Genomic DNA, 17,495 nt, shown 5'->3' on the forward strand with positions numbered 1-17,495 from the left:
AAAAAAAACATTTATTAGGAGGTGGTAAATGTGGAATATATTTAAAGAGAAACAACAAAAGTGGACAAGTGGGCTAAGACCAACATTTGAGAAGGGAATAATTTTAAAGGAGAGACTCACATGAAAAAACGAATCTTAAGCTTCTTGCTAGTGGTATGTATGATATTGTCCATAATGCCTATGAGCGCTTTAGCGACTAATGTCCTTTGGGGCGACGTGAATGGTGATAAAAAAATTAATCTAAAAGATGTTCTTTTATTGAAGCAATACATAGCGGGATACGAGAATGATATTGACAAGGCGGCAGCTGATATAAATTCTGACGGTGTTATTAATGAAGAAGATATGCTATTAATGAAACAATATATTGCAGGCTGGGATATGAAACTTGGCCCAGAAGTATATACAATAGCTTTTAATTCTAACGGAGGTTCTTCAATCAGTTCTGTTCAGGTAATAAAAGGTGATAATATTTCTGAAGTGCTTTCTCCAAAAAAAGACAATGCGATTTTCTTGGGGTGGTACGAGGATGAAAATTTTAAAAATCAATTTTATGCTGAAAGTCCAATTAATTCAAGTATGACTTTGTATGCAAAATATGCAGACATTGCAAAAGAAGAACAATTTGTAGATGATTCATTTAGTCTTATGGATCAGCAATCAAACATCAGATTTGAGCTTTACAGTTCTGATGCTAACATGACTGCAGAACAGGTGAAGGAAAATCTATTATTAGAAATAGTGGATAACTCAGAGTATGTAAATCTTCAGGTTACGGGTGGAAAAGGTACATTTAGTGTATCTGCAGAGGATGGATTTACCGAGGGATCTTCTTACAAGTTAACGCTTGTGAATGATGCAATAAAATTTGCAGATAAAGAGGTTTCTTTCCGAAACTGTACATTTACCATCAAAAAAGAAGAAGTAATTAATATTTCTCTTAATGAGGACATGATTTACATAAAGAGCGGAGAAATTTCACAGATTACGAAGAAAGGCCAACCTATGGAATCCCTTTCTTTGGCGCTTTTAGGAAATAAGGAAGAGGCAACTATTGAAGGAACCTTTGATTATGCAAATGCGGCTAATCTGAAAATTGGTGATGTACTTTGTATTTACAAAACAACTAAACCTAATGAGCGTAATACAACTGATGATTATTCAGAGGATACTATTGCTTATGTGAATGTAACAGCTATAAATGGAATCACTGTAAGTTATAAAAATACTGATGCGGAAGATGTTTTATTTCTTCCAGATACTTTACCTTTCAAAGAAGATGAGCTAACAACATATAATCCAGAGGGTTCATTTACTGTAGACAAAGATCAGGTTGACTTTTCTGTATATGCAGAGTTGGGTCTTGATAAAGATACTACTGTGGATAAAGGCGATTTTGTAGTAATTATGGAAACTGACAATGAAGTTCTTTATGGGCAAATTGAAAGTATTACATCAAATGATGACATAATGACTGTCAACTTTTCTCCAACAACAGAGGAAGCAATTCAAGATATAACTTTAGATTATTATACTACTAATGACACTGACGGTGAAACTATGCTTGAAGATGTTGATGTTGATGAACTTCAAGCACAAATAGAAAAGGAAACAATTGATAGCGGATTTGCACATCAGGCTATGAGATTCCTCGCTAGTGCAGCTACCCAAACCGACGGATTTAGTGAAATTTCCGGAGTAGAGGATTTTATCATCACTGATAAGATGGGTGAAGAAATCAATCTTTCGCAAATTGCAGGGGCTAGAATAGGTAGCGAATATAATACTGAAAATATCAATGTAGAAGTACAAATCGACAATAAATCCCAGCATTTTGGTAAAGGAATTCAATGTTCCGTCAAAGTAAGTGGAGAAGTTTCACTTAATGTGGGCGAGGAAAATGAAATTATAATTCAGCTTTCTGCTACATTTGTACAAGAAGTGAAGATGTCTGTAAATGCCAATGGTAAAGCGGTTTGGAAGCAAACAGATTGGTGGCCAAATCTCTATTATATCGGTGACTATCAAATGAAAGCCAATATTGATATTTATAATTACACTGGCATTAGTATAAAGGCTGTTGTTTCATCAGCTCAAAAAGAAGAAGAAGGAAAACTTGATATTTCAGAAGAATTAAAATCTCTTATGGAGGAGCAGGATGAGGAAGAAATTACCGCAGGAGTGCAAAACCTTTTTGAAGCCTACGGAGAAATGCTGGAAAACGAAACCGACTATATAAGCATTATTGATCAAAATCTTGTAGATGCCCAAGGATGTGTAGATCCTTTCAATATCTTTGCTTATTCTTATAAGATGGATTTTGTAGTTTCAGCAAACATAAATTTAGCATTAGGTTGCAACTTTGAATATCAGAGTGGTACCCGTTATTGTTTCTGGTTCAAAATTCGTGAGAAGAATGCGGGCAGTTCCAGTATGCCTTTAATAGATGAAACTTATGCATTCCAATTTTATGCCATGGGTGAACTAGGAATTCGTGCAGGACTTCAATTAGAGTTTGCCATAGGCCTGTTCTCCACAAAGTTGGACAGTGTAGGTGTGGGAGTTGAAGTTGGAGCATACACAGAGATGTTTGGATATTTCTTTTATGACTTAAAATCTGTTAATAATAAGAGAACATCTAAGATGGTAGGTGCACTTTATCTAGAATTTGGTATCTATTTAGAAATTGCCTTTAAAGCACAGGTGCTCAATGGTAATGTATCGTATAATCCGACTGTTTATGAAGAGCAGTGGCCTTTACTTTACGCCGGAGATGAAATCAATGTATATGATTTTGCGTATGAACAACCGGAAAAGGATAATAAGGAACTTATAAAGGATATAACCACTTATCCACTACCACAAGAGTTCCGTAATATGTCTTGTTTGAATTTGACAGAAGGAGATATGTTCCAAGAAGTTTATGATAATGATAGATTTTACTATACACTTTCAAATAAAAACTTTGTTCTAAAGGATGGTATTATCACGGTTACGGTACCGGAAAATATTCGTTACCAGACCTGTGATTTAACTATCACTTGGAAATCAGCAAAACTTGCATTTTCTATGGGAGATTTGAAACGTACAATTCATTTAGTTTGGACAAACCTCACTGACACAGAATTAAAAGAACAGTATTCAGTTAGTGTTATGGCAGGAGATAAAATTATTTGGAGTGAACGTGTTAATAAGGGTGAAATACCAGTGCTTCCAACAGAAGAAGAGGTTTTAGAACTTATTGGATATGATAAAAAGATGGATGGACAAACTAACTTGAAATACACAGGTTACACAGGTTATGAAGAAGAAGCCATTCTTGCAAGTGAAAATAAAATCTATAACTTTGGGGTTACAGAAAAAGAATACACACTAACTATAGAGGGTATTCAAAAACCAGATGGAACTAAGGAAAACAAAAATTTTACGGCTAATTTTGGCGAAAATTTTGATTTGTCAGCTTTAGATGAAACTGGGACAAGCATTCCGGGTAAAACTTATACACGCTATCTCACAGCTGAATGCAGTGATGTAGTAAATGGGAGATCTTCAGGCAATGCAATAGATGTTGTTTTTGCAAAGCAGCTTTTGGCAAATAATTATAAATACACAGCCAAATATGAGGAAAATTCATGTGTAGTCACATATAGGTTCAAATCAATGGATGGAAAGGTTATAGAACCTGTCACTGAGATTGTTAAAAAGGGAACTATTCCTGTATTTGATTATTCAGAATATCTTTTGAATCAAGGACAAGGCTATATAGTTACAAATTGGGACAAGAACATCAGCAGAGTCACCAATGACACTACTTTTACTGGTGAATGTGGTGAACCTACAGGAGAAAAATACACAATCACTTTTGATTCTAATGGAGGCAGTAAGGTTAATGCTATACAACGTTATAAAGGTACTGTAGTAAATCCACCAGTTGAGCCAACTAAAGTTGGATATACCTTTGATGGGTGGTGTTCAGATTTAGGACTTACCAAGGCCTATAGTTTTGATAAAATGCCTGGTAACAGTTTTACACTTTATGCAAAGTGGAAGGTAAATCAATACACTGTTAGCTTTAATGCTAACGGAGGCGAAGTTAGAACTTTGAACAAGCAAGTAAATTACGACAAAGCCTACGAAGAATTACCAATGCCTACAAGGAAAGGTTATATCTTTAATGGGTGGTTTACAGCAGTAGATGGCGGAAGTCAAGTTGCAGCAGATACAATGGTGAAAATCACAGCTCCACAGACACTTTATGCTCAGTGGAAGAAAAAATCAGTTATAACTGGTATAGATACTGCTGTACAGAGTAATACCTACAATGGTAGCCAGATTTCATTTGATGTAAAAGGAACAACTATTAAGGACTTTACTGTAATGTATAAAAAGCCAGGTGATACGGACTGGAGTGATAGTGCAATAAATGCTGGAAAATATGCAGTTAAAATTTCTCGTGAGGAAGACGATACTTACGCAGCTTATGAATTAGTATTGACAGACACTCTTATTATTAATAAGAAAAGTCGTACAGTAACTGCCCCTACAAGTGGAACTGCATTATACAAAACTGTATCGGTAGAACCGGTAACAGATTTTGAAGCTTATGGGGATGGAGCTGTGGAGTATGCGGTAAGCAAAACTACTACTGCACCTGAAAATGGATGGACAACATCTTTATCCATAGTAAATCTAGATGCAAATACAAATTATTATATGTTTGCAAGAGCTACCGAGGGAGATAATTATCTGTCTGCAACTTCAATAGCGTCTTCTATCACCGTAAAAACTGAAAATGTAATACCTAATAGTACTACTAATCATACAGTGGGAGTTAGAACAGCTAATAACAAAAACGCAGGAACAGACGCCAATGTTAAATTTACATTCTTATATGGGGATAACACTCGAGGAAGTCAGTATAATCTTAATGGTTCAGGAAACGATTTTGAGAAGGGTGATTATCGTGATTACTCAGTACCAGATAGTAGAGATCCATGGATGATAAGCGGTATGAATATAGGTAATGATGGTAAGCATTCAGCTGCTGGTTGGGAATGTGATTATGTGATGCTTAATATTTTCGGACAAAAAACAACTATTCAGGTAGATAGATGGTTTGATAACCAATGGCAAGATTATAGCACTACTGCCTTCAAACGTAATATTACCGCGACAGGTGATTTTGATAGCTGGGAGGGCGATAATAATGTGGATAGTACTTCTACGGGTAATATTTCTTACACCTACAATGGAAATGTTACTGATCAGTACGGCACATATAATGCTTTAGCCCATGATGACGCACCTGTAATAAGTGTTATACCATCTCAAACAGGTTATTATGATTGCTTTACTTACAACATTAATTCCTTTACTATTGACAAAAAAGCTCTTTATGAAAAAATGATTCAACGTGGTGATGAAAAAATTGAATTTACTGTAACTATGAGCTTTAATCCACGTTCGTCAAACACAACTGAATTTACGAAGACTGTAACAATCAACAGATAAGGAGCATTTAATTAAAAGACAGTTGACAGGCAACTGTCAACTGTTGAATAAACCACAAAGCAGTTTATCTATATATTACAATAGAAGGAGATTTGATATGAGAAAAAGCATTCAAAATCTGTTAGCAATAGTGTTGCTGATTTGTGTATTGCTTACAGCAACACCGGGTATTTTGGTAAATGCAGTATCTACGCCCGATATCACTGCAACAATAGTGGAAGCAGTACCTGGCTCCTCCGTTAGTGTAGTTATTTCATTGAACAATAATCCTGGTATATGGGGTTTAGGTTTAAATGTGGGGTATGACCACGATGCATTGACTTTAAATAGTTACACCGTGGGAAGTATTTTTACTGAGGGTGAGGTTATACCTGTTGAATCCCTTGATAAAAAAGATTATTTCTTTGTTGCGGCAAGAGATAGTTTGGACAATACTACTAACACAGGAAAACTTGTTACTTTAAATTTTACAATTGCTAATGAGGCTGCATACAATGACTATGCAATCAGCTTGCAGCTTAGCAATGAAAATACAATAAATAATAAAGTTGAGGAAGTTGCTTTAAACTGTTCTAATGGAAAGATTTCTGTAATAAAATGCATTCATGAAAGCAGTAAATGGGTAACTGTAGAGCTACCAACATGTGAAAAAAACGGTAGCGAAAACCTTGTTTGCGACAGTGGTAATGAGGTACTTGATACAAGAATTATTGCCGCACTTGGTCATAGCTTTACAAAAAAAGTTGTAAGTTTAGCAACCAAGCGTAGTGATGCTACTTATACAGATAAAGCTACTTATTTTTATACTTGCCAACTCTGTGGTGAAATTAGCAATACCTTGTATTTTGAGGATGGAGATGTATTAAAATCCAGTGATACTGATGGTGGAAATGTTAAACCAGAACCAGAGACTCCAATTGAAATTCCGGTTATAACTGGAAATACAGATGAACCTGAGGTTATAAACGGAAATACAGATGAACCTGCGGTTATAACTGGAAGTACAGATGAACCTGCGGTTACAACTGGAAGTACAAAGGAACCTGCAGTTACAACTGGAAGTGCAAATAAACCTTCAGTTACAATTGCAAGTACAAAGGAACCTGCGGTTACAACTGACAGTAAAAACGAAGTAACAGTTACCACAGAGGATAATAAACAGGAATATAGAATCATTAAAGGTGAAAACAGTGAATGGAAAACTGGTAGTGAAATGGGGCTTTCTATTACAGCTGATGGAGATAGTGCTAAATTTAGTGGCATTGAGGTTGATGATGTTTTAGTTGATGCAAATCATTATACTTTAGAGCCAGGTGACACAGTTGTAACTTTAAACCCCGAATATTTGGGTAACTTGTCTGAGGGAAAACATACATTAACAGTTGTTTATCCTGATGGGGAAGCCAGTACAAAATTCACAATTACAAAAGAAGAAACAACTCCAAAAACTGTAGATGATTCAAAAAGCGTAGACGATTCAAAAACCGTGGATGATTCAAAAAAATTTCCATGGGTAAGTAGTATAAGTATTGTAATTATTTCTGCTGCTGTGATTTCGTTTATATATTTAAAACGCAAAAAAGCAAAATAAAATTATTAAGTGCATTAAAAAACAACAGCTACTGTAAAAAGTGGCTGTTGTTTTTTGTCTTAAATTAAGAAACTTTAACTGATAAAAATAATACTCAACTATTGTCATATATCCAGTATAGATATAAAATATATCTATACTCGATATATGGAGGAAATGTATGGCAAGAAAACAGCTTCAAACATTAACAGAACCTATGTATTATGTGCTTCTTAATTTACTTGAACCAATACATGGTTATGGAATAATGAAAAATATAAGTGAGATGACAAAGGATAAAGTAAAGGTAGGGGCTGGAACGGTGTATTCCCTTTTATCTAGATTTGAGAAAGAAGATATTGTTGTTAAAATATCTACGGAAGAAAGTAAAAAAACTTATATACTCACAGATAAAGGTAGAGAAATTCTAAAAGAAGAGCATAGTAGGTTAAAACAGTTGGTAATAGATGGAAATGAATTATTAGGAGAGGATAGATATGAAAATATTAATAGATGCAGGAGCTTTCGATGAAGAACCATTATTAAAATTAAAGAATGACTTTAGTAATATTGAATTTGTATTTGAAAAAAATCCAGATAGGGTAATTGAGGAAATAGAGGATGCAGATGTACTTATATGTTTCAAAACTTCTGATGAAGCTTTGAATAATGCAAAAAAACTTAAGTGGATTCAAGCAGCTAGCGCTGGAGTAGATTTTTGGCCAGTTGATAAACTAAATGATAAAAATATAATTTTAACTACAGCAAGAGGAATGCATAAATCACATATATCAGAATATGCCCTTTGTATGATGATAATGGCTGCTAGAAATATACAAGATTATATTGTAGAAAAACAAAACAGAAAAATCACACCAGGTATAAAAAAACAAGATGAGATAAGTGGCAAAAAACTTGGAATATTAGGCCTTGGCTCCATAGGACAAGAATTGGCTAGAAGAGCTAGCTTTTTAGGAATGCAGGTTTATGGTGTAAAAAGAACTGCTCAGCAAACTGAATATGTGGAAAAAGTATTTGACTCAAATGATATGGACTGGATCTTTAAGAATTGCGATTATATTGTAAATTTACTTCCATCAACAAAGGATACACTGAATATGATAGATAAAAAATATTTTGATATGGTAAAAGAAAGCTGTACTATGATAAATATAGGTAGAGGAACAACTGTAAATGAAGAGGATTTATATGTGGCCTTGAAGAATAAACAGTTAAAACTTTATATTTCAGATGTATTTGCTGAAGAACCTTTGAGTGAAGCAAGTCCTTTATGGGATTTAGACAATATAATAATAACCCCACATATTGCAGGCCCAAATGCTAATTATTCTGAAAAATTTTATGAAGTAATAAAACCTAATATCGAAGCCTTTATAAAGGGTGAGGAATTAACTAATAAATATGATTTAAATAAAGGATATTGATTTTTCTATGCTATAGTGATGAAAACGGTTAAGATGGCAAATATACTATTTTAATTGTTTTTTTTATTTGACAATGTGGTGAAAAAATAGTATAATAAACGCGTGTTCATAAACATTTATTCAGCGTTATTTAGGAGAAGGATTATAAATGAAAAGTATTGAAATAGCAAAATTAGCAGGGGTATCTCGAAGTACTGTATCCAGGGTTATCAATAACTATTCTAATGTTCCAGAAAAAACTAGGCAAAAAGTTATGGCAGTTATTAATGAACATAATTATATGCCAAATTCCTTTGCAAGAACATTAGCAGGAAAAAATAGTAATACAATAGGATTATTTTTTATAATTCGTGGTGGCCAGGAAGATGGAAATAGACTATTTAGAAATGACTATTTTGCTTCATATCTTGATATTATAGTGGATATGGCTAATGCAAAAGATTATTATGTTTTAGTAAGCATTGTTTCAAATGAGGATAAGTATTTAAAGATAAACCAAGCATTTTTAGAAAAAAGAATTGACGCGGGTATTATTATAGGAACACAGAATGATACTTTAACTCGGATTAATGCTCAAAACTATAATACTTCTATGATTTTATTTGACTACGATATGAGCAAAGAAGAAGCAAAAAAATATGAAAATACTAACTTTACAATTATTAATTCTAAAGACAATTTAGGTATAGAAAAAGCTGTAGATTACTTGTACAACTTGGGGCATAAAGAAATTGGATTTATAAAAGGTGGGGAAACTTCTAGATCTGCTATAGTGAGATTTAATGGTTTCAAAGAAACTATGAAAAGAAAAAATCTTTATGTTAATGAGGATTATCTTTTAGAAGGTGATTTTTCCACAGATACAGCTTATTCTAAAGTTAAAAGTGCCATTAAGAACAACAAATTAGCTACTGCTTATATAAGTGCAAATGATTACATGGCTTTTGGCGCAATTAAAGCATTTAAAGAAGCAGGGTATACTGTGCCAGGGGATATATCTATTGTGGGATTTGACAATACACATAGAGCTCAAGAATCTGATTTAAAACTAACAACTATAGGGCCAAATTTTTATGAAATGGCTAAAAAAGCAATTAGTGTACTTGATGATCAAATCAATGGAGAGAATATTAGATCTCAGTTAGAAATTTTTGAATATGATGTAGAGTTTTTTGAAAGAGATACTTGTAAAAAGGTGTAATAAACATCTTTTTTACACATAAAATAAACACGCGTTTATTAATGAAATTATAATATATTAGGAGGAGTATAACAATGAAATTTGGATTTTTTGATGACTCGAACAAGGAATATGTAATTACAACACCAAAGACACCTTACCCTTGGATTAATTATTTAGGCAGCGAAAACTTTTTTTCTTTATTCTCAAATACATCAGGAGGGTACGCTTTTTATAAAGATGCAAGATTAAGAAGAATAACCAGATATAGATACAATAATATACCAGTGGACAATGAAGGAAGATATTTTTATATAAAAGATAATGATACAGTATGGTCACCAGCTTATAAACCATGCAAAACAGAATTAGATTTTTATGAGTGTAGACATGGGCTTGGTTATTCAAAAATCACTGGTGAAAAGAACAGTGTAAAGGTTCAACAAACTTCTTTTGTACCATTAGCTAATAACTGTGAAGTTCATCAATTAGAAGTTATAAATAATTCTGAAGAAGAAAAAAATATAAGCTTATTCTCATATTTAGAATTTTGTTTATGGGATGCTAATGATGATATGACTAATTTTCAAAGAAATTTGAATATTGGAGAAGTAGAAGTAGAAGGGTCAACAATTTATCACAAAACTGAATACAGAGAAAGAAGAAATCATTACTCATTTTATTCTGTAAATACTGATATTAATGGATTTGATACGGATAGAGAAAGCTTTACAGGTCTTTACAATGGAATTGACAGTCCAGATGTTGTAGTAGAAGGAGTAGCAAAAAATTCTGTTGCAAGTGGTTGGTCTCCTATAGCTTCCCATATGATTAATGTAAGCTTGAAACCTAAAGAAAGCAAGAAATATATATTTATACTTGGATATGTTGAAAATGATAAAGAAAACAAATGGGAAAGCAAGAATATAATTAATAAAGATAAAGCAAAAGAAATGATGGAAAACTTTAGCACAAGTAGTAAAGTTGATGCATCATTAGAAGAATTGAAAAATCACTGGGAAAACTTATTATCAGCATATAATGTAAATACTTCTGAAACAAAACTTAATAGAATGGTTAATATATGGAACACGTATCAATGTATGGTTACCTTTAATTTATCAAGAAGTGCATCTTTCTTTGAATCAGGTATTGGAAGAGGAATGGGTTTTAGAGATTCCAATCAAGATATTCTAGGATTTGTTCATCAAATACCAGAGAGAGCAAGAGAAAGACTACTTGATTTAGCTGCAACTCAAAAAGAAGATGGTGGAGCTTATCACCAATATCAGCCATTAACTAAAATGGGAAATCACGCTATGGGTGGTGGGTTTAACGATGATCCACTTTGGATGATTTTATCTGTAGCAACATATATAAAAGAAACAGGGGATTATAGTATTTTAGATGAAAATGTACCTTTTAATAATGATGAAAGTTTAAGTCAATCTATGCTTGAACATTTAAAAAGATCATTTTATCATGTTGTAAATAATGTTGGTCCTCACGGTCTTCCATTAATCGGAAGAGCTGACTGGAATGATTGTTTAAATTTAAATTGTTTCTCAGATTCACCAGGAGAGTCTTTTCAAACAGCACAAAATAATGCCGATGGTAAAGTGGCTGAATCTATATTTATAGCAGGAATGTTTGCATTTATTGGCCCAGAATTTGCAGAATTATGCAAAAGAAAAGGACTTGATGATGAAGCGCTAAAAGCTACAAAAGAGATTGAAAAAATGAAACAAAATGTAATCGAGCATGGTCATGATGGTGAATGGTTCTTAAGAGCTTTTGATGCTTTTGGAGAAAAAGTTGGAAGCAACGATTGTGAAGAAGGAAAGATATTTATTGAACCTCAAGGTATGTGTGTAATGGGTGAAATTGGAGTAGAAGAAGGTCTTGCAAAGAAAGCCTTAGATTCAGCTAGAAAATACTTAGATACTCCATATGGAATGGTATTAAATAATCCAGCCTACACTAAATACATGATTAATTTAGGGGAAATATCATCTTACCCACCAGGATATAAAGAAAATGCGGGTATCTTCTGTCACAATAATCCTTGGGTAGCTTGTGGAGAAACGGTTATTGGTAGAGGAGATGAAGCCTTTAATATATTTAAGAAAATTTGTCCTGCATACTTAGAAGAAATCAGTGAAATCCATAGAACAGAACCTTATGTTTATTCACAAATGATAGCTGGAAAAGATGCAATAAGACATGGAGAAGCTAAGAATTCATGGTTAACTGGTACAGCAGCATGGAACTATGTAACTATAACTCAATGGATACTTGGTGTTAAACCAAATTATGATGGACTAGAAATAAACCCATGTATACCAAAAGATTGGAATGAATATACTGTCAGCAGAAAATTTAGAGGTACAACTTATAATATTCAAATTCTTAATCCTGATTCTGTTTGTAAAGGAGTGAAATCATTAAAAGTTAATGGAAAAATAGTTCAAGGAAATATTGTACCTGCTATGGAAGAAGAAAGTTGTGAAGTAGAGGTAATCCTAGGATAACAATTTATTAATATTAAATTCATATCAATATACGAGGAGGATTCAAATGAAATACGGATATTTTAACAATGAAAGAAAAGAATATGTTATAACTAATCCCAAAACTCCAGTAAAATGGACGAATTATATTGGCGGGTTAGATTTTGGTGGATTAATTGATCAAACAGGGGGAGCTCTTCTTTGTAAGGGTGATCCTGCTTTGAACAGAATAGTAAAATACATTCCTCAATTACCAGCTTCAGAACTTAAGGGTGAAACTTTATATATTCGTATAAAGAAAAATAATGAATATGTAGTGTTCTCTCCATTTTATGTACCTACGCTAACACCATATGATTACTATGAATGTAGAGTTGGTAATGGGTATAGCATTATTACTTCTGAGATATTAGGTATCAGAACTGAGGTTACAATATTTGTACCTATGGATAGTCAAAGAGAAATTAGAGATATTAAAGTAACAAATATTTCTGGAGAAGCTATTGAAATGGATATTATTCCTTTTGTTGAATACACTCATTTCGAAGCGATGAAACAGTTTAATAATGCTGATTGGGTTCCTCAAACTATGCAATCACAGTGCATAAATGAAGCAGATGGTAAGAGAGTAATAAAACAATTTGCATTTATGAGAAAAGATACAAATGTAAACTATTTTACATCAAATTATCCAATAGCATCATTTGAAACAGATAGAAAAATCTTTTTAGGGGACAATGGCTATGGAACATTTATGAAACCTTTAAGCCTGTTTCAAGAAGAATTAAGTAATTATGAAGCCTTAAGAGAAGACAATATTGTTGCGGCTCTGCATAAGATGGGGCAACTTGAACCAAATGAAACAAAAAGAATAATCACTCAATTAGGTCAATATACTGATTTTGATTATGAAATGACAGAAATAGAAAAATATAGAGATGAGAAATGTGTAGACGAAGCCTTTATCAAATTGGAAAATCATTGGAATAATTATTTGTCAAAATTCCAAGTTAAAACTCCAGACGAAGACTTTAATACATTAGTTAACATACACAATCCTAAACAATGCATGACTACTAAAAATTGGTCTAGATTTTTATCATTATATCAATTAGGGCTTGGAGTAAGAGGAATAGGATTCAGAGACACTTCTCAAGATTTGATAGGAATTATGGGATTATGTGCTGATGAATCTACTGAAATGATTGGAAAACTATTATCAATACAAAGAAGAAATGGTTGCGCAATGCATCAATTTTATCCATTGACTATGGAAGCTACTAAAGGTGAATCAGGTGAGATGGAGAATAGAGATGATTTCTATGGTGATGATCATTTATGGATTGTACAAACTGTTTGTGAGTATCTTAAAGAATCAGCTAATTATGATTTGTTAAACAAAGTAGTTCCTTTTTATGAAAAAGATTCAAAGGATAAGCCTTTAGAAGAAGCAACAATTTTAGAGCATTTAAAAAGAGCTATTGAATTTACTCATGATAATAAAGGAAGACATGGCATACCGTTGTTAGGTTTTGCAGATTGGAATGATTGTGTTAACTTACCAAAAACAGCTGAATCTATTTTCAACGCCAATTTATATGGTAAAGCTTTATTAGAAATGATGGAGTTAATGACACATTTAGGTGATGAAGAAATAGTTAATAAATATAAAGATTATTATGATGAAATGAAGATAGCTGTAAATGAAAACTGTTGGGATGGAGAATGGTACTTGAGGTATTTTGACCATGAAGGTAAGCCTCTAGGTTCTAAGGTAAATGAAGCTGGTATGATCTATACTAATGCTCAATCTTGGACAATTATGTCTGGATTTGCTGATGAACAGAGAGCTACTCAATCTTTAGAGTCATTGAATAAATATTTAAATACTAAGAATGGTATTAAGTTAAGTTATCCAGGCTATAATGGTTTTGACCCTAACTTAGGAGGAGTATCAACATATCCACCTGGAGCAAAAGAAAATGGAGGTATTTTCCTACATTCAAATCCGTGGGTAATTATTGCTGAAACCTTAGTAGGTAACGGGGATAGAGCTTTCCAATACTATCAACAAATAAATCCAATTTTAAAGAATGATAATATTGATGAATTTGAAGTAGAGCCTTATGTATTCCCTCAAAATATCCTAGGTGATGAGCATCCACAATTTGGATTAGGTCGTAATAGTTGGTTGTCAGGAACAGCTTCATGGGTTTATCAAGCAGCTACAAAATACATTATGGGAGTTAGAGCGGATTATGATGGTTTAATAATAGATCCTTGTATTCCAAAAGCTTGGGATGAAGTTAGCATAATTAAAGAATTTAAAAATGCTACTTATAATATTACCATTAAAAATCCTAACCACATATCTAAAGGAATTAGCCGTATGGAAATTGACGGTAAAGAAGTGGATACAAATAAAGCACCAATTTTTGCAGATGGATTAGTTCACAATATAGTAGCATACATGGGCTAGGAGATAGTAGATTCTCACAGTGGGAAATGATACACTTTGTCCATATTAATAAAAAAAATAAACATACTCTACTGAAAAACAGTAGGGTGTGTTTATATTTTTTTACAAGAACTTCGTATAATTAAGTTACAAGGTAAGGTTATATTTTCTTGTGGTTTCTTTGGTAAGGCAATTTTATTTAAAAGCAGAGAGGCAGCTTTTTCTCCTAGCTCATAGGATTGCTGATTAACCACGGTAAGTGGAACTTTAAGTAAATCAGCCAAAGTTAAATCATCGAAAGCAAGCAAAGAAATATCCTCCGGTACAGAAATATTATGTTTATTGAAATATCTGAGCAAATCAATAGTAATCATAGAATACATTGTGAAAATCACAGTAGGAGGCTCAGTTAATGACATAAAATAATTATAAATTCTTTCTATATCACATTCAGTATTTGCAATTTGAACCAAATTAGAATCAAAAGGTATATGATTCTTTTCTAAAGCATTTTTACAGCCGTTTAATCGTCTACGTCTGGAAGGTATTTTATCATAAGGACGAGTTATAACCCCAATTCTTGTATGTCCCAGTTGTATCAAATATTCTGTTGCCGCATATGCACCCTGAGTATAATCAGATAGCACTGTATTAACCTTTAAACCATCAAAATCTCTATGTATATGCACAATTGGTAGAGAACCTTGATCTTCTGTATTAAGAAGGTCATTTATTTCACCAGAGGATGTGATGATTAAACCATCAGCCTTTAAGGAATTAAGGGTGGCAATAGATTTTTTCTCCATTTCTTTAATATAATCCGTATTATAGATTAGCAGATTATAATTATTTTTTTTACAATAATCATCTACTCCTCTAATGACCTGACTAGTAATAGAACCAGTAATATTACTAACTATAATGCCTATGGTATTTGTTTTTTCAGTCTTAAGACTTCTTGCAATTTGATTTGGAACAAAATTTAGTTCTTCTATGGCAAGTCGAATTCGTTCTTTTGTTTCTAGAGACATATATTTATATCTGCCATTTAAATATTGAGAAGCAGTGCTCTTGGAAACGCCAGCTTTATTTGCTACGTCAATTAATTTAACGCTCATATTTATACTCCTTTATAAAAATCTTGTATTAAAATATAAATTAATTATACAGTATTAATTTATAAATTAATAGTTGGAGTGGTTTGTCTATAAGTTAAAAAAGCATTTAAAAAAAATAAGGATACTATTGACACAAAAGAAAGAGTAATATAATATTGTTATATAAACCGGTTTACTAAATAAAGGTTTGTAAAGAAAACTAGGAATTATATAAGTGAAAATAAATTTTATAAGGGGAGCATATGGCAAGTAAAGTTGAAAATCGAAGAGAATTAATTTTAGAAGGAAATCTATGGAAAGTAATTATGGTATTAGCCGTACCAGTAGCAATAAATGATCTTATACTTGGTTTTTATAATTTAATAGATGCATTTTTTGTTGCAAGTATAGGCACTATGGAGATTGCAGCTATTACCTTTGTAGGACCTCTTAATATGTTTGTTCAAGCAATTAGTGTTGGTCTAGGGGTAGGTGGTACAAATCTAATTGCCCGGGAAATTGGGAAAAAAGACTATGACAAAGCCAAAAATGTATCAATGCAATTATTAATTATTTCTACTATGTTAGGTATTTTAATAGCAATGGTAGCTTTTATTTTTTCAAAACAAATTTTAGTAGCGGCTTCGGCCACAGAAGGAATTATGGAACTTTCAGATATTTATTTTAAACTGACAGTTTTAAGTTCACCTTTTGTTTTTATTAATTCAGCATATATTTCTATAAAAAGAGCAGAAGGTGATACTTTAAAAACTATGAGGCTAAATATGATATCCATGGGTATCAAAGTTATATTTACCTACATTATGATTTATCATCTTAATATGGGCATAAAAAGTCTAGCCATTTCTACTATTATAGGAACTATGTTTGTAAGTTGCTATGGTTTCTACGATTTGTTTATAAGGGAAAGTCTTGTTAAATTATCCTTTGCAAACTTTAAATTTACAAAGCAAGTTCTGGTAGCATTATTTATAATTTCAATTCCTATTATTATTGAAAAATCATCTATTTCCTTTAGTTTTATTGTGATGAATAAATACGTTATTGGATATAGCGAAAAAGTGATGGCAGGTTATGGCATAACAAATAGAATTAATACTTTATTTTTTGCATTAGTTACAGGGTTTGGAACTGGGTTATCACCTATTATCAGCCAAAATTTAGCAATTAAACAAGAAAAAAGAGTACTAAAAGCTATTAGAAATACATTTATAATAACAATAAGTATATCTGTTATTTTAATAAGTATAGTACTTCCTTTAAGATATGCCCTAGCAGGCCTATTTGCTAATGGAGATAGTGAAGTGCTTTATCATACCGTTAATGCCATGGGCGTGTATTCAATATCAGTAATACCTTGGGCTTTATTCCAAGTAACTAATGGAGTTTTCCAAGGAACAGGACAAACTCATTACAATATGATTATCAGTATTATGAGGATATATTGTTTCAGACTACCTATAGTAATTGCTTTAACAAAATTTACGAATTTAGCAGAATATAGCATATGGTACGGAATGCTATTTAGTAATATATTAACAGGGGTATTTGCTTTAATTTTATACTTTAAGAATAGAAATAAATTAAGATTGGTAGGAGAAAAGAATTAAAATCTAAAAATAAAAAGATAAAAAGAACTTATCATTCGGGGTAATAAGGATGATAAGTTTTTTTTGTTGTAAAATGTTTTTAAATCTTTTGCT

The 17,495-nt window shown here is 32.4% G+C and carries 9 protein-coding genes; 8 read left to right on the forward strand and 1 reads right to left on the reverse strand.

The genetic code is table 11. The annotated features are described in order from the left end of the window. Positions 1 to 120 precede the first annotated feature (120 nt). From BUB83_RS05710 to BUB83_RS05740, 7 genes are all read left to right on the forward strand, one after another. Entirely contained in the window at positions 121 to 5,511 is a 5,391-nt protein-coding gene (locus BUB83_RS05710) for an InlB B-repeat-containing protein (RefSeq protein ID WP_073337488.1), read from the forward strand. Between the two features lie 97 nt (positions 5,512 to 5,608). After that, on the forward strand, positions 5,609 to 7,102 hold the full coding sequence (locus BUB83_RS05715) for a cohesin domain-containing protein (protein WP_073337489.1): 1,494 nt from the start codon (positions 5,609 to 5,611) through the stop codon (positions 7,100 to 7,102). 160 nt (positions 7,103 to 7,262) lie between these two features. Continuing rightward, on the forward strand, positions 7,263 to 7,613 hold the full coding sequence (locus BUB83_RS05720; protein ID WP_073337490.1) for a PadR family transcriptional regulator: 351 nt from the start codon (positions 7,263 to 7,265) through the stop codon (positions 7,611 to 7,613). After that, on the forward strand, positions 7,579 to 8,526 hold the full coding sequence (locus BUB83_RS05725) for a D-2-hydroxyacid dehydrogenase (RefSeq protein ID WP_073337491.1): 948 nt from the start codon (positions 7,579 to 7,581) through the stop codon (positions 8,524 to 8,526). Before BUB83_RS05720 ends, BUB83_RS05725 begins: the two co-directional genes overlap by 35 nt. Before the next feature lie 148 nt (positions 8,527 to 8,674). Continuing rightward, positions 8,675 to 9,727, forward strand: coding sequence for a LacI family DNA-binding transcriptional regulator (locus BUB83_RS05730; protein WP_073337492.1), 1,053 nt, complete (start codon positions 8,675 to 8,677; stop codon positions 9,725 to 9,727). Between the two features lie 74 nt (positions 9,728 to 9,801). Further along, complete coding sequence (locus BUB83_RS05735) at positions 9,802 to 12,237, forward strand: glycoside hydrolase family 94 protein (RefSeq protein ID WP_073337493.1); 2,436 nt, start codon at positions 9,802 to 9,804, stop codon at positions 12,235 to 12,237. 46 nt (positions 12,238 to 12,283) lie between these two features. Beyond that, positions 12,284 to 14,695 (forward strand): glycoside hydrolase family 94 protein, encoded by a 2,412-nt coding sequence (locus tag BUB83_RS05740; protein WP_073337494.1) that lies wholly within the window; start codon positions 12,284 to 12,286, stop codon positions 14,693 to 14,695. Positions 14,696 to 14,787: 92 nt separating this feature from the next. Here BUB83_RS05740 and BUB83_RS05745 read toward each other — a convergent pair whose 3' ends face one another. Continuing rightward, a complete protein-coding gene (locus tag BUB83_RS05745) occupies positions 14,788 to 15,792 on the reverse strand; it encodes a LacI family DNA-binding transcriptional regulator (RefSeq protein WP_073337495.1) in 1,005 nt (334 codons plus the stop codon). A gap of 242 nt (positions 15,793 to 16,034) precedes the next feature. On the opposite strand from BUB83_RS05745, the gene BUB83_RS05750 reads away from it, so the two are divergent. Then, the gene (locus BUB83_RS05750; RefSeq protein ID WP_073337496.1) at positions 16,035 to 17,402 is read left to right on the forward strand and encodes an MATE family efflux transporter; all 1,368 of its coding nucleotides are present in this window, start codon (positions 16,035 to 16,037) and stop codon (positions 17,400 to 17,402) included. Positions 17,403 to 17,495 lie beyond the last annotated feature (93 nt).

It is taken from the genome of Clostridium grantii DSM 8605, from assembly GCF_900129965.1.
GTDB classification, from domain to species: domain Bacteria; phylum Bacillota; class Clostridia; order Clostridiales; family Clostridiaceae; genus Clostridium_AF; species Clostridium_AF grantii.

What these genes read in the sequence shown, in the direction of transcription:
- BUB83_RS05725 (WP_073337491.1), top strand. Translation starts at nt 7,579, where the DNA reads ATGAAAATATTAATAGATGCAGGAGCTTTCGATGAAGAACCATTATTA.
- BUB83_RS05730 (WP_073337492.1), top strand. Translation starts at nt 8,675, where the DNA reads ATGAAAAGTATTGAAATAGCAAAATTAGCAGGGGTATCTCGAAGTACT.
- BUB83_RS05715 (WP_073337489.1), top strand. Translation starts at nt 5,609, where the DNA reads ATGAGAAAAAGCATTCAAAATCTGTTAGCAATAGTGTTGCTGATTTGT.
- BUB83_RS05720 (WP_073337490.1), top strand. Translation starts at nt 7,263, where the DNA reads ATGGCAAGAAAACAGCTTCAAACATTAACAGAACCTATGTATTATGTG.
- BUB83_RS05745 (WP_073337495.1), bottom strand. Translation starts at nt 15,792, where the DNA reads ATGAGCGTTAAATTAATTGACGTAGCAAATAAAGCTGGCGTTTCCAAG.
- BUB83_RS05735 (WP_073337493.1), top strand. Translation starts at nt 9,802, where the DNA reads ATGAAATTTGGATTTTTTGATGACTCGAACAAGGAATATGTAATTACA.
- BUB83_RS05750 (WP_073337496.1), top strand. Translation starts at nt 16,035, where the DNA reads ATGGCAAGTAAAGTTGAAAATCGAAGAGAATTAATTTTAGAAGGAAAT.
- BUB83_RS05740 (WP_073337494.1), top strand. Translation starts at nt 12,284, where the DNA reads ATGAAATACGGATATTTTAACAATGAAAGAAAAGAATATGTTATAACT.
- BUB83_RS05710 (WP_073337488.1), top strand. Translation starts at nt 121, where the DNA reads ATGAAAAAACGAATCTTAAGCTTCTTGCTAGTGGTATGTATGATATTG.